Annotated in this window: 12 protein-coding genes; 7 read left to right on the top strand and 5 right to left on the bottom strand. The window is 69.1% G+C overall.

Annotation, left to right across the window (positions count from 1 at the left end):
* Window positions 1–5 precede the first annotated feature (5 nt).
* From OHB01_RS25535 to OHB01_RS25510, 6 genes are all read left to right on the top strand, one after another.
* Window positions 6–968 carry an ABC transporter permease gene (locus tag OHB01_RS25535; protein ID WP_240972104.1) on the top strand — a complete coding sequence of 321 codons (963 nt, stop codon included), beginning with the start codon at window positions 6–8 and terminating at the stop codon, window positions 966–968.
* Window positions 968–1822, top strand: coding sequence for an ABC transporter permease (locus OHB01_RS25530; RefSeq protein WP_142651612.1), 855 nt, complete (start codon window positions 968–970; stop codon window positions 1820–1822). Before OHB01_RS25535 ends, OHB01_RS25530 begins: the two co-directional genes overlap by 1 nt.
* On the top strand, window positions 1819–2766 hold the full coding sequence (locus OHB01_RS25525; protein WP_142651613.1) for an ABC transporter ATP-binding protein: 948 nt from the start codon (window positions 1819–1821) through the stop codon (window positions 2764–2766). Before OHB01_RS25530 ends, OHB01_RS25525 begins: the two co-directional genes overlap by 4 nt.
* Window positions 2753–3415: an ABC transporter ATP-binding protein gene (locus OHB01_RS25520; protein ID WP_142617308.1), complete on the top strand. Its 663-nt coding sequence runs from the start codon at window positions 2753–2755 to the stop codon at window positions 3413–3415. The genes OHB01_RS25525 and OHB01_RS25520 overlap by 14 nt, the downstream gene beginning before the upstream one ends.
* 162 nt (window positions 3416–3577) lie before the next feature.
* Window positions 3578–4183 carry a superoxide dismutase gene (locus OHB01_RS25515; protein WP_142617307.1) on the top strand — a complete coding sequence of 202 codons (606 nt, stop codon included), beginning with the start codon at window positions 3578–3580 and terminating at the stop codon, window positions 4181–4183.
* Between the two features lie 546 nt (window positions 4184–4729).
* Window positions 4730–4867 carry a hypothetical protein gene (locus OHB01_RS25510; RefSeq protein ID WP_167530296.1) on the top strand — a complete coding sequence of 46 codons (138 nt, stop codon included), beginning with the start codon at window positions 4730–4732 and terminating at the stop codon, window positions 4865–4867.
* A 195-nt stretch (window positions 4868–5062) separates the two neighbouring features.
* On the opposite strand, the gene OHB01_RS25505 is transcribed toward OHB01_RS25510, so the two are convergent.
* Window positions 5063–6469, bottom strand: a complete 1407-nt coding sequence (locus tag OHB01_RS25505) for a PepSY-associated TM helix domain-containing protein (protein WP_142651614.1) — start codon at window positions 6467–6469, stop codon at window positions 5063–5065.
* Window positions 6470–6623: 154 nt separating this feature from the next.
* Window positions 6624–7277: a hypothetical protein gene (locus OHB01_RS25500; protein WP_147942108.1), complete on the bottom strand. Its 654-nt coding sequence runs from the start codon at window positions 7275–7277 to the stop codon at window positions 6624–6626.
* Window positions 7278–7586: 309 nt separating this feature from the next.
* Here OHB01_RS25500 and OHB01_RS25495 point away from each other — a divergent pair, with 309 nt between their 5' ends.
* Window positions 7587–7745 carry a hypothetical protein gene (locus OHB01_RS25495; RefSeq protein WP_328854064.1) on the top strand — a complete coding sequence of 53 codons (159 nt, stop codon included), beginning with the start codon at window positions 7587–7589 and terminating at the stop codon, window positions 7743–7745.
* A 118-nt stretch (window positions 7746–7863) separates the two neighbouring features.
* Here the strand turns inward: OHB01_RS25495 and OHB01_RS25490 are convergent, their stop codons facing one another.
* The 3 genes from OHB01_RS25490 to OHB01_RS25480 are packed head-to-tail and all read right to left on the bottom strand — an operon-like array spanning window position 7864 to window position 13515.
* A complete protein-coding gene (locus OHB01_RS25490; RefSeq protein WP_328854063.1) occupies window positions 7864–10125 on the bottom strand; it encodes a DEAD/DEAH box helicase in 2262 nt (753 codons plus the stop codon).
* Complete coding sequence (locus OHB01_RS25485) at window positions 10094–11446, bottom strand: ATP-binding protein (RefSeq protein ID WP_142651616.1); 1353 nt, start codon at window positions 11444–11446, stop codon at window positions 10094–10096. The genes OHB01_RS25490 and OHB01_RS25485 overlap by 32 nt, the downstream gene beginning before the upstream one ends.
* Window positions 11443–13515 carry a TerB N-terminal domain-containing protein gene (locus tag OHB01_RS25480; protein WP_168066519.1) on the bottom strand — a complete coding sequence of 691 codons (2073 nt, stop codon included), beginning with the start codon at window positions 13513–13515 and terminating at the stop codon, window positions 11443–11445. Before OHB01_RS25480 ends, OHB01_RS25485 begins: the two co-directional genes overlap by 4 nt.
* Window positions 13516–13588 lie beyond the last annotated feature (73 nt).

Raw genomic sequence — 13588 nt, 5'->3', positions numbered from 1 at the left:
GACGGATGGCGGCATGGAGGCTGGCGTTCACCGCGCCGCTGCTCCTGGTCGTCACGCTGGGGATGTTCGTGCTGGCGAAGGCGTCGCCCTTTGATCCGGTGCGGCAGTATCTCGGCGATCGGGCGCTGACCACGAGCCCGGAGATCGCCCGGCAGATACGGGCCAACTGGGGTCTGGACCGGCCACTCGCCGAGCAGTACCTCACCTGGCTCGGCAACCTGCTCCGCGGCGATCTCGGGGAGTCACGGAGCATGCACCGGCCCGTCGCCGAGGTGATCGGGGAACGGCTGGGATGGACCCTGCTCGCGGCCGGCTGCGCCATGGTCGTCATGCTGGCCGCAAGCCTCGTGCTGGGGTCGCTGGCGGCCTGGCGTCGTGACTCCTGGGCCGACCGGTTGATCAGCGGCACGGCCTATGCCAACGAAGCGGCTCCGGTGTTCTGGACCGCGCTCATCGTGATCTGGATATTCGCCGTGAGACTGCGATGGCTGCCTCCCGGCGGCCTCACCGACGCGGCGTCCGGGACGGTGGAGCCCGCCGACGTGCTCCGGCACATGATCCTCCCGGTGGCCGTCCTGGCGTTCTCGCAGTCCTCATGGCTGGTGCTGTTCGTCCGCGAGTCGCTGATCACGACCTTGCGGGAGGACTTCGTCATCGGCGCCCGGGCCCGTGGCCTGCGCGAACGCACGGTCGTCGTCCGCCACGCGCTCCGGTCGGCGCTGCTGCCGTTCATCACCCTGCTGGGCGCCCGCATTCCCGAGCTCGTCACCGGGGCGATCCTCGTCGAGACCGTCTTCTCCTGGCCCGGAGTGGCCTCCGCGTCCGTGCAGGCGGCGCTCGCCGCGGACTTCCCGCTGCTCGCCGCGCTCACGCTGCTGGCGACCCTTGCGGTGGTCGCCGGCAACCTGCTCGCCGACACCGCGTACGTGATCGCCGACCCGCGGGTGCGGGTCCTGGGGGTGAGCTGATGGCGACAGGAGTCGCGGGTGGGCTCGCACGTTCCCGACGCCGCTTCCCACGCAGCGCCGCGGTGACGCTGGCGTTGCTCCTGCTCGCCGTGGTGCTCGTGCCGCTGTTCGCCAGGCTCGACCAGCAACTGGTCGACCTTCACGCCGCCTCGCTGCCGCCCTCGCTCAGGCATCCGTTCGGCACCGACGAGGTGGGCCGCGACGTGCTGCTGCGCGCCGTGTACGGCCTGCGCGTCTCCGTGCTCGTCGGTCTCGCCGCGGCCGTCGTCTCTGTCACGATCGGCACGTTGGCCGGGCTCGCCGCCGGAGCGGCCGGCGGGACGCTGAACCGGCTCATCATGAGGATCGTCGACGGTTTCAACTCCGTGCCGCACCTGCTGTTCGGCATCTTCATCGTCGCGCTGTTCACCCCGAGCACCACCGCAGTCGTCGTATCGGTCGCGCTCACCCATTGGATGACCGCGGCCAGGATCGTGCGCTCCGAGGTCCTGACCCTGCGCGCCCGGCCGTTCGTCGACGCCGCGATCTCCGGCGGATCGAGGCGGCTGCGGATCGTGCGCCGCCATTTCCTGCCCCATCTGATACCGCACATCATGCTCGCCTCGGTGCTGATGATCCCGCACGCCATCTGGCACGAGACCGCGCTCAGCTTCCTCGGCCTGGGACTGCCGGCCCATCTCGCCTCACTCGGGAACATGATCAACGACGGTGCGCGGTCCCTGCTCGCCGGCAACTGGTGGGCCTCGCTGTTCCCCGGCCTGTTCATCTTCCTGCCGACCCTGGCGATCTCCGCGCTCGCCCAGTACTGGCGCGACCGATCCAATCCGCGCTGGCGATCGGAGCTGCAGCTGTGAAACCACCACGTCTCCGCGTCGAGGGCCTGTCGGTTCGCTTCCACCTACCCGGCGCCACCGTGCGGGCCGTCACCGACGCCCACTTCGAGGTGCGGCGCGGTCAGTGCCTCGCCCTAGTCGGAGAATCCGGCTGCGGCAAATCCGTGATGGCCCACGCCCTCATGGGCCTGCTCCCCGGCAACGCCTCGGTCGAGGGCGCCGCCTGGCTCGAGTCCGGCGACACACCCCCCGTAAACCTGATCGCAGCACCGGAGAAGGTCCTCGCACGCACCGTGCGGGGCCGACGCATCGGGCTCGTCCCGCAGAGTCCCACCACGCATCTCACCCCGGTCCGCACAGCGCGCGCCCAGCTCACCGAGGCCCTGCACGAGCTAGGAAACCCCGATCACGCCGACACGCTGGCCGAGCGGGCAGGCCTGCGCCCATCTGACCTCGACCGTTATCCCCACCAGCTCTCCGGCGGGATGGCGCAGCGTGTGGTCAACGCGATCGCCCTCGCCGGCGACCCGTGGCTGATCATCGCCGACGAGCCGACCAGCGGCCTCGACCGCCCCCTCGTCGAGGCGACCATGACCGAGCTACGCCGCCTCGCCGACGACGGCCGGGCCGTCCTGCTCATCACGCACGACCTGCGGGCAGCGCAGCAGGTCGCCGACCACGTCGCCGTCATGTACGCCAGCCGTATCCTGTCCCTCGAACCGGCAGCCGACTTCTTCACCGGGCCCCGTCATCCGTACGCCGCAGGGCTGCTGGACGCGCTGCCTTCCCGGCGTTTCGCCGCGATTCCCGGCCAGCCGCCCGAGCTCACCGATCTGCCCGAAGGGTGCGCCTTCCGGCCGCGCTGCGCCAGGGCAACCGACGACTGCGGACGACTGCCCCTGCCACCCCTCGGTGACAACCGGGTGGCCTGCCACCACCCTCTGGAGAGCCATGTTGCGCGCTGAGGGCGTCGTCGTCTCCTACGGCCGCCAACGGGTACTGGGCGGCGTCGGCATAGAGGTATCGCCCGGACAGGTGACCGGACTCGCCGGGCCGAGCGGCTGCGGGAAGTCCACGCTCGCCCGCGTGCTCGCCATGCTGCTGAAGCCCGCCGCGGGCAGGCTCACCGTCGACGGAGTGGACGTCCGCCGCTGGCGCCACCGCGTCCCACGCGAGCTTCGCGGCCAGGTCGCACTGATATTCCAACAGCCCCGGCTCGCCGTCGACCCCCGCTTCACCCTGCTCGACGTTATCGCCGAACCCCTCCGCGCCGCCCACCGGTCGATCGAGCACGCGCGGGAACTGGCCGAGGAGATGGGCCTGACACCCGAACTGCTCTCCCGCCGCCCACATGAGGTCTCCGACGGTCAGCTCCAGCGGGCGTGCGTCGCCCGGAGCCTCACCCTCCGCCCTCGCTACGTGATCTGCGACGAGATGACCACCATGCTCGACGCGTCCACCCAGGCCCATCTCGTCGCACGGCTGGAGGCCTACCGCCTCGAATCGGGGGCCGGAGTGCTGGCCATCACCCACGACGACGAATTGCTCATCCGCTGGACCGGACCGTCCGGCGGATCCATCCGTCACCTGTCCGAGATGGCTCCTGCCGCCTGAGGACGTCGATCCGCTCACAGCGATCGACGCGGACAGCGGCAGCGTGGTCCTGCACCCCGATGGAGGTTCGAGTTCGACGATCACAGCGATCACACTCACACCTCCGTGTTGCGTGATAGATGTAGTTGCAAGTGATTCGCAATAACTGTTTGGAGGGACCTGATGGGCCAGTACGCCCTGCCCGACCTGCCCTACGACTACGCCGCGCTCGAACCGGCGATCACGGGCGAGATCCTGGAGTTGCACCACGCGAAGCATCACGCCGCCTACGTCAAGGGCGCCAACGACACCCTCGATCGCCTCGCCGAAGCCCGGGACAAGGGCGACTTCAGCGGACTGGTCGGCCTGGAGAAGACCTACGCCTTCAACCTGTCCGGGCACGTCCTGCACACGATCTTCTGGCAGAACCTCTCACCGGACGGCGGTGACCGGCCCGACGGGGCACTGCGCGACGCGATCGACGAGCACTTCGGCTCCTTCGAGGCGTTCCAGAAGCAGCTGACCACCGCGACCAGCACGGTGCAGGGCTCCGGCTGGGGAGTTCTGGCCTGGGAGCCCCTTTCCCGCCGGCTCGTCGTCGAGCAGGTCTACGACCACCACGGCAACGTCGGGATGAACACCACCCCGCTCCTGGTCTTCGACGCCTGGGAGCACGCCTACTACCTGCAGTATCGCAACGTCCGGCCGGACTACGTTGAAAAGCTCTGGAGCCTGGTCAACTGGACCGACGTGACTTCCCGCTTTGAGGCCGCGCGAGGCGTGGCCTGAACCTTCCCGCCCAAGACCGCGGCGGCCCGTGGTGCTAGGAGATCCTTCCGCAGCACTGTTCCAACCACGGGCCGCCGCCCGGGACTTCTCTCCCCAGCCCCGACAACCTGATGCGGAGAGGCGCGAACGAGCCTCCTTCAAACTCTCGCGCCGCGTCCGTCAGTCGCGCTCACCGTTCTCCGGTCCTGATCCGGGGTCCTCCGAGCTGTCCGGGAGCGGCGGCGTCGACGGTTTCCTGCCGCGTCCAGCAGGACGGCGGCCACTTCGAGAACAGCGAGCGCGGCCACGACCGCCCAGATCCAGCCCGGCATGCCAGTCTCCTGATCCGGGCTGTCCGCCACGGTCACCGGGGTAGCGGAGGGTGCCGCACCTCCGGCCGATGCCACCGAGTTCCTCCTGGATGGGCAGCGGACCATCGCCCTGCTGTCCGACCCGCTGGACACCGGCGCGAACTGGCTCGGCACCGCCGGGTGAACCACCCAGGCGCTCGGCACCACCCCCGCCGGAGTCGCCACCCTCCAGGTCACGGTCATCGTCATCGGCCACGTGCTGGGCACCGTCCTGGCACACGACCGCGCGCTGGCCCCGTCCCCCCGCCGGACCGCCGTCCTCGGCCAGATCCCCCTGCTCGTGCTGATGGTGGTCTACACCGTCGTGGGCCTGCTTCTCCTGTTCGCCGCCTGAGGCGCGAAGGGAGCCCGCGACGAACCGCGAGAGCCGGGCCCGCTACTACAGGCCCCAGGCTCCGTAACCGCGCCCTCCCCGCCGTACGCGCATCACGGTCATGTCCACACACGCCCACTGTTCACCACTCGGCGGGTGATGTGGCCGGAGCCCGAATTCTCGCGGATCCGGGCTCCGGCTGCACAAGCCATGCGCCTAGCCGGCGACCCTGGAACGGAGCCCGAGTAGGGTGTCAATCACCAGGAACGCGGCCAGGGAGATGCCCATCAGGGGCAGGAAGTACCCCACGACGAGGGCGAGCAGGGCCAGCGGCGCCAGAACTCCCCAGTGCACCGCCCGCCAACCGCCGCGGGGGTAGGGCCGGCCGAATCCGGGGGTCGGACGGCGCCGCCACCACATCCGGTAGCCCAGCACGATCAGCGTGACGAGCCCGATTGCGATCGCGGCCAGGACGATCTGGTTGGCCAGGCCGAACAGCAGCCCCATATGCGCGTCGATGCCCCACTCGGTGAGCTTGGCGGCCAGCGGGTAGTCGGCGAACCGCAACTCGCCCACGAACTGCCCGGTCGCCGGGTCGAACGCCAGCTGGTCCAGTCGCGTGGGAGCGGTCTTGCGGATCTCCTTGACCACGTACGCGGCCCCGGGCTCGGCCGGCGGGACGATCTCCAGCGGGCCGGACAGCCGCCAGCTGGCCGCCGCCTGCGCGATCTTGTCGATTCCCACGTCCGCGGTGTCGCCGGCCTGGCCGCCGCTCGCGGCGTGCCCGGCGTGCCCCGTGTGCCCGGCGTGCTCACCGAGATCGGTGCTGATCGACGGAGTCGCCCAGCCGAACCTCGTACGCAGCTCGCCGATGTTCTCTCCGGCGTACTTCGACCAGGTCAGGCCGGTGGCGGACAGGAACAGCACGCCCAGCACGGCCCACAAGCCCACCGAGCCGTGCCAGGACAGCGTGCGGCGTAGCCCAGTGGCGGCGCGGTCGGGAGTGAGCAGGCCACGGAGGCGGCGGCCGTTGCGGCGACGCCTGCTCAGCCACAGCGCCAGCCCGCCGAGGGCGACGACCCACAGCCAGCTGGCGGCCAGCTCGCTGTAGATCCGCCCGGGCTCTCCCAGGTGGAGGCGACGGTGCAGGTCGGAGATCCAGGCGCGTACGGGCAGCGCGCCGGAGCCGCCGTAGCTTTCCAGCGTGCCGCGCACCTGACCGGTGCCGGGGTCGACGAAGACCGCCATCTGAGTGCTTTCGGGCAGGTTCGGCACGTCCAGCAGCACCCGGGTGGTCAGGCCGGGCTCGGCCGCGGGCCGCACCGCGGTCACCTTCCCTTCGGGGAGCGCCTGGCGAGCCGCAGTGACCTGCTCGCTCAGGGGAACGCTGGTCTGAGTCACCGGCGCGGTCAGCTCATGCCGGTAGACGACGTTCTCGATCTGGAAAGAGGCGGCGTACAGCAGGCCCGTGGTCGCGGCCACGAGCAGGAAGGGGGCGATGAGGATTCCGGCATAGAAGTGCAGGCGCAGCACCAGCGGGCGCAGCACCGCCCAGGTCGCACGCCTGGGCTGGGGAGGCCGGGCCGGATCGACGGCACGCTGAATATCAGCGGTAGAAGTCATGGGGTTCTCCGTTCACGGCGAGCGCACACCGACAGGTACGCGTCACCTGCGTAGGGGGGTTACGCCGCGGACCGCGTTCAGCGCGGTTCAGGGCGGCGAAAACGGGCGTACGGCATGGCGAGCCGATGCCGCCAATGGCAGGCGGCAGCCCGTATCAGAGAACGGAGACGGCCAGAGGCGGACCGCGCCGAGCGACCACCACGACGAAGTCGGAACGACGAGGGACCCGGAGGAGAGGTTCCACCACGGGGCGGGGAGAGGGTGCGGCGATGCCGACCAGCGCACCCGCGAGGACGCGCAACACGGCCCGCAGACCGCGCACCGGCGTGACGGCCAGATGCACGATCAACGCCAGGGCCGACTCACCGTGTTCCAGCACCCAGGCGGACAAGACCGCCAGCGCGGCATGGATCAGCAGCATTCCCAAACCGGTGCCGTGCTCACCCGTCCACGGCGACGGCGACGCGTGCGCGGCGCCGAGAGTGAACAGATGGTGCATCCCGTACTGCGCGCCGAAGGAAGCGCTCAGCAGGACCCCCAGGCCCCGCTGACGGCCTGCGAGGAGGAACGCGCCCAGCCAGGTCAGCGCCATTGCGGCGACCAGGGTTCCCCCACGCACGGGAGCCCCGCCGGCCAGCATGTGCAGAGCGGCTGAGACCAGCACGCACGCTGCCGCGAACACCGCGGCACGTAACGCACGCAGGGACGATCCGCCGACATGCACAGCGCAATCGTCCCAGAACGCCCATATACCTTCCATTCTTGACATGTTTGATCGCTGTCGGATATGGGTGTCCATTTCCTTCATATGGGGCCTGGCCAGGCTCTACAGCCTGCCGCGGTTGCGGAATCAGCCGGAGGAACTCCTGAAACGCTCACAAGACGGGTAGATCAGACGATGGCCAGGTCTTCGGCACCAGCGTCGGCCGGGCGAGGCTGGCCTGGGCGCGGCTGGTGCTTTTAGCCCCGGGGACGACCGGTTCCTACGTCCCGCTCTCGACCGGCAAGAGGGTCCTGCGACCGGCTTCGTCGTACGGCCGAAGAAGAAAGACCGCTGGTACGTCACCCGCATGCGGATGAGCTGCTGCGCGGCCGACGCCATCGCCCTAAGGTGGCTGTGCTCGGCGCCGCTCCGCCGCCCGACGACACCTGGGTCGAGGTGACCGCCACCTGGGTCCCGCCGAGGTCCCGCAAGATCCCGAACGGAACCGTGCCACCGGAGATGACCGCCATCCAGGTGACGGAAATCCCAGAACCGAGCGAGCCGTACGAGTAGGCCGACACCACCCCCCAACTCTCCTCCGCCTTCCCACCCGACCCCCCACCGCCGGTCGCTTCGCCCTCTCGCTGACGCCGCTTCCGGATGCTTCACGAAGCAACGGACCGGTTTGGAGCTACGAGAGACAGGCGAGGGCGCTCTGCTCGGCGAGACGGCTGATCACGTTTCGAGCACCAGGAACATCAAGCTGCCGGGCAGCGAAAGATCGGGCCAAGAGCTCCTCCCCGATCAATTCGTCGTACTTGTCGATTCTCTTGTCGGGGATCAGCCGAGCCAGCTCGGTCGCTGCGGGCAGCTCGGATTCGCTCATTTCTCTCAGCAGGTCGGCGGTGGTCTGCGGCGATGCTCCGGACAGTGCCAGTGCCAACCCCTGTCGTTCCACACTGACTCCCCTGGTATGCAGGGTGAGCGCGATCGTCGTCATGATCGCATCACCGCAGAACGGGAAGAGCAGGGTGTCGTTTCCGTAGGCCAGGATCGGCTGGGCTTCCAGGCCGAAGCGGCGGTAGGCGGCGCGGCCCTCCTCCAAGAGGCGCTGGGCGGTCGCATCCAGGTAGATGGGAACAGCGCTGTCCTGGTAAACGCGCCGCATCTCGGTCCGAATGCGGTCGTGTACCTCCGGGCCGGCTCCCGTGAAGCGTGGCGGGCGGCCGCCTGATGCTCGCGCGACCTCGATGACCTTTGCCCGCGCGTCGATGGCGAGGACTCGCCAACGCCGGCCCGCGAAAATCAGCAGAGCACCTTCGGGGAGTGACTGTTCGATGGGCAGGCTTCCGAGAGCCCGTCCCCCATGCACGATGCGGTATTCGGTGGGAGCCGCGAAGGCGGCGTAGAAGGTGTAATGGTTGACCAGCTTCTCCCCCGCGTCACCGTGCAGAAGGAGGCCATCGGTCTCCTGCCGGATGATCGTCGCTTCGCCGAGGTCGCGCAGCAGGGCGGCGAAGGTCGCGGCGTCGACCAGCCGAAAAGGGCCCTGGCCGCAGAGCGTTCGGTAGGCGTCGTTCGGGGTGATGCCGCCGTGTTGGGCGATCAGCGAGAGAGTCTGCTGCACCAGGGTGGACAGATGCAGCGCCGTTCCGTGTGGGGGTTCGTACCAGCGCTGTAGCAGAAGCTCGATCGTCGCGATGGTCTGCACGAGCTGAGCGCGAAGTTCCTCGGCTGGGTGCAGCGTTGGTGACAGCTCACGCTCGCGGATGTAGACCCGCAGGATCGCCGGCCCTCCGCGTCGCCCGGAACGTCCGAGGCGCTGACGCAGGGCGGCGACCCCGGGGGGCGCTCCGACCTGCGCGACCGACGAGACCGATCCGATGTCGATCCCCATTTCCAAGGTGGAGGTGCAGACGGCGGTGACCGGCCGGGCACGGTCCTTGAGGCGGGACTCGGCATGCTCGCGGATGTCCTTGGAGAGGTTTCCGTGGTGCGGGACGAACTCGTTCGGCACGCCCGCCTGGTCGCATCGACGGCTGAGCAGGTCGGTGTACTCCTCCACAGCGCCCCGGGAATTCGCGAAGATCAGGTTGTGGGAGCCGCGCAGGGTCGTGAACAGGTGATCGGCGATGGCGGACCGCTCCCCTGAGTCCTCCTCGCCCGTCTGTTGCTCCGCGTCCTCATCGGCGGTTCTGTCCAGGGCAGAGAGGTTGGGCTGCGTTTCGACGTAGCCGCGCACCTGCAACTGAAGCTCTTGACCGTCGGCGTCCGACACGATCACGGTGACCTTGTCCCCGCTGCCGGGCCGGAGGAAATCCGCCGCCGCGCGCATGTCGCCGAGTGTGGCCGATAGTCCGATCCGTGGGACGCGGCGGCGGGCGGCCAGGTCGAGCCGGTGCATGAGGGACTGCAGTTGTGCTCCGCGCTCGGTGCCCATGAACGAGTGCATCTCGTCGATGACGACGTAGCGCAGGGCACCGGCCAGGTCGCGCATCTTCCACCCGCGCAGGACGAACATCGCCTCCAGCGATTCGGGGGTGATCAGGAGGATGCCCCGGGGCCGGTCGAGGAGCTTGCTCTTGACGCCGGCGCCGACGTCGCCGTGCCAGCGGGCCACCGGGATGTCCAGGTGTTCGCACAGCTCGTCGAGCCTGCCGTACTGGTCGTTGATCAACGCCTTAAGCGGGCTGATGTATATCGCAGCGAACCCGCCGGTTTGCGGCGGATCCGCGGTCAGCGCCGAGCAGACGGGAAGGAACGCGGCCTCGGTCTTCCCCGAGGCGGTTGCCGCGGCGATGAGCACGTCTGTCTCACCCGCGAGAACGGGAGCGGCGGCCGCCTCCTGGGCCGGGCGCAGCTCGGGCCAGTCCTGCTGCCAGATCCACCGTTGCACCTTGGGGTGGAGCAGCTGGAAGGCGTCAGAGCCGGAAGGAGGCGAGGTCGTCGTCACCGAAAGCTCCGGGCTGGGTCACCGATGCCTGCGTGGCGAGACCCTCGTCTTCTTCGAGCGGGGCCAGATCGGGGTTGCTCTCCTGGTCCAGCTCGACCGAGGGGAGAATCCGCCGCCAGTCCGCTCCGGGATTCTGCTCCAGTACGGCCAGCAGGTCGCAGAAGGCTTTGATCGTCGTTCGTGGCGTGCGGAAGTAGGCGTCACCGACCCGGCTGGAGCAGTGGTGCATGAACGCGGGCAGCGCGTCGTCGGCGACGAGATAGCGGGACGGGTCGCCGAAGGCGTAGACGTGCCGGATCTTCGTGAGTAGGACGTAGAGGTCCTCCGGGGTCAAGGCGGTAAGACGGAGCACTGGCCCGGAGTAGTCCACCAGCCCGTCCCTGGCGAAGGAGTTCTCCGCCAGCCGCGACTGCAGTGCGGCGTAGCTGTAGAGCCCGCGACGGGAATCGGTGAGGAACTCGGGGGTGCCGCCGAACAAGAAGCCCAGGTGCGCGGCCGTGCCCTGCAGTGTGTCGTTGAAGATACGCAGGATCTGCTCGTAGTTGGCGTTGCGGGCCTGGGTGGAGGCCAGCTTGTAGAGGTTGACCATCTCATCCAGGCACACCAGCATGCCGTCGTATCCGGCCAGGCGGACGAACCGGCTCATCAGCTTGAGGTGGTCGTGGAAGGTCGCGTCGTCGATGATCGTCCGGACGCCGAGCGCGGACCTGGCTTCGGTCTTGGTGGAGTATTCGGCCCGCAGCCAGCGCACCGCGGCGGCCTTCAGTTGCTCGTCACCGCTGTCGTGCCCGCGCCAGTAGGCGCCGACGACCTCGGCGAAGTCGTATCCTCCGGTCATCTCGGCCAGGTGGGCAAGGCGCGTACGGATGACCTGCCCGGGGTCGGCGCCGACCTGCTGGGCCTCGGCAAGTGCCGTGGAGACGAACCTCTCGACGACTGCGGAAAGTGCCCCGCCGTCGGGCTTGGCTCTGGTGGCCATGTTGCGCATCAGTTCGGCGTAGAGGCTGCGTGCCTGGCCGCCGGTGGAGTGCAGGCGGCGGTCGGGGTTGAGATCGGCGTGAACGGTGACCAGTTTCTTCTCCAGAGCGATGGATCGCACCAGGTGCAGGAAGAAGGTCTTGCCCGCGCCGAAGTCACCGATGACGAAACGCACGGCTGACCCACCACCGGCGATTCGATCGATGTCGGTCACCAGGGCCTGGACCTCGGGGGCCCGGCCCACCTGCACATGCCGCTGGCCGGCCCGAGGGACTACGCCCGCCCGCAGCGACTGGAGGAGGGCGTCACGCTCGCGGGGGCGGATCGGGATCGTCGTGGTCACGTCAGCATCTCTCCCAGCAGGTATCGATTGACCCAGATCGGGTCGTCTCCCTCGAGTAACGGCTCACCGCCCACCTCGTAGGCGGCTTCGTTGATGCGATCGAGTGCGCCATCGGGGAGCAGGTTCCATTTCGCCGCGAGGTCCTCGAACTCCCCCCGAGACAACTGCTCCACCTGCGGGAGGCCGCGTACGAGGCCGGAGTGCGGGCCGTCCAGCCCGGCGACCGGATCAGCGGCCGGAGGCGGCGAGGGCGCGTGTGTCGGCTCCTCTTCAGTGAAGATCGAGCCCAGCAACGCCCCCACCCTGGCCGTCTCCTCAAGCTTGGCGGCGATGGCACCGTGGTCGAGGTGCACGGCGGCCGGGGCCGTTCGAACGTCGACAGGGCGGGGAATCGCAAAGCCCGGCTCCGGCTCAGCATGGCGAACGACCACTGGACCGGCCGCTGGAGCGGGGTGAGCGGCGGCAGGCAGCACGGCCTTCACCATGGCGGGATCGAGTCCGAGCAGCCGATAGATACGGCTGAGGGTCTTGACCTCTTCAGGAGAAATATGACCGTCGGCTGCGGCCACCCCGGTGAGGAACTCCGCCACGTAGGCCCGCTGTCTCTCGTCGATCTCGGCCAGGCGCCGGGTCAGGCCGGTGAGCTTCACCTCGGTGGCGATGAGCCAGCGCAGGTGCGCGTGCAGGCGCCGGCGTTCGTCCTGTGTCAGGTGCAGGGCCCGTTCGAGGTGATCGCTGAGATGACCCTGCTCCGCCTCCGAGGTCTCCCCGTCGGCGGCGCTCACGGCCGCCGCCAGATGGAGCAGGATCGTCGCGGCGCGGTAGGCGTCCGAGGATGCCGCGGTGGGACCGCCCGGAGCGGCGAAAAGCACCATGGGACCGCTCGACAGGACCGGACCGCCCAGCCGCGGATCGGGTTCGACTCCGATCCCCACGCTGCCCAGCAGTTGCGCCAAAGCGACGACGTCTTTCTTCGCCGGCTTGGCCTCAGACGCGTCCAGCAGCGCGGCGAACTCCTCCGTCGGCACGAGAGCGGTCTCCTGCGCGCCAAGACGGTTCCGCGCCCACGTCACGGCGCGGCTCGCGCCTCCCGACTCGAGGTCCAGCAACTCTGCCGGAAGCAGTGCTTGCGCCTGCACACTCGCCTGCCGGTCCGGGAAGCGTCCGACGAAACGGCTGTAGGCGTCCAAGTCGGTGGTGCACTCGTCAGCCAACGCCACGAGCTTGCGTGTCGGCGCGGCCAGCGTCAGCACGTCGGGGATGCCGTGGAGTGTCAGCCGGGGGTACCCGCCGAAGCCGGCACTGGCGGGCCGGTAATCAAGGGAGACTTCCTTGCGTCCAGGCCGGACCACCAGCCCGGCACGATGACGCGCGGCGTACCGCGCGCGGAACAGCGCATCGAACTGAGCGGCGCAACGCGTCGCCGGAGTACGCGGGTAGTAGTCGGGGTGGGAGCGGATCCAGGCCAACGCCCACTCGGCGGGGACTGGTCGTCCCTCCGCCGCGAACTCCCCCAATCCCACCGTCAGCCGAAGCGGCGTCACCTCGCGAGAAGGCTCAGGGGGATGCCCAGCGCTGGGCTGCGTGTCCTGGCCCGCCAGGATCAGCAGGTCGAGGACTTGGTCGAACTCACCGGCATAGCTCCGGAAGGAGGAGTTCTCACCGTAGATCCGGAGAAGCCGGCGAACCTCGGCCTGGATGATCGACAACTCGCGCCCCACAGTGGAACGATCCAGGCGTAGATCGTGCAGAGCCCGTCGTTCCAGGCCATAGAAGTAGAGGAACACATAGCCAATGGGCACATGCGGGTAGCGCCGTCCGTCGGCGAGCCAGGACAGATAGGCGGCACGCGAATCCGGCGGAATCGACGCATAGGACGGCCAGTAGCGCAGGCCCTGTCCCGTCCAATCCGGACGGCGCAGGTCGACGGGCAGTCGCGGGTCGATCAACGCCGGTTCGACCGTCTGCCCCGATACCGACGGTAAACCGGCGCCCACATACAGCAGGCCGCCGACGATGTTGAGCCCCGCGACGCCGACCCCGACGCCTGGCGGCAGCCAAGGTCCCACGGGAGGCGGCGGAGGCGGGGGCGACTGCGGCTGCTGCGGATATCCCGTTCCTGCAGGGACTACCGCGCGGCGG

It is taken from the genome of Microbispora hainanensis, from assembly GCF_036186745.1.
GTDB lineage: Bacteria > Actinomycetota > Actinomycetes > Streptosporangiales > Streptosporangiaceae > Microbispora.
The sequence above is the reverse complement of the archived record's forward strand: the minus strand, read 5'-3'. Positions and strand labels throughout refer to the sequence as shown.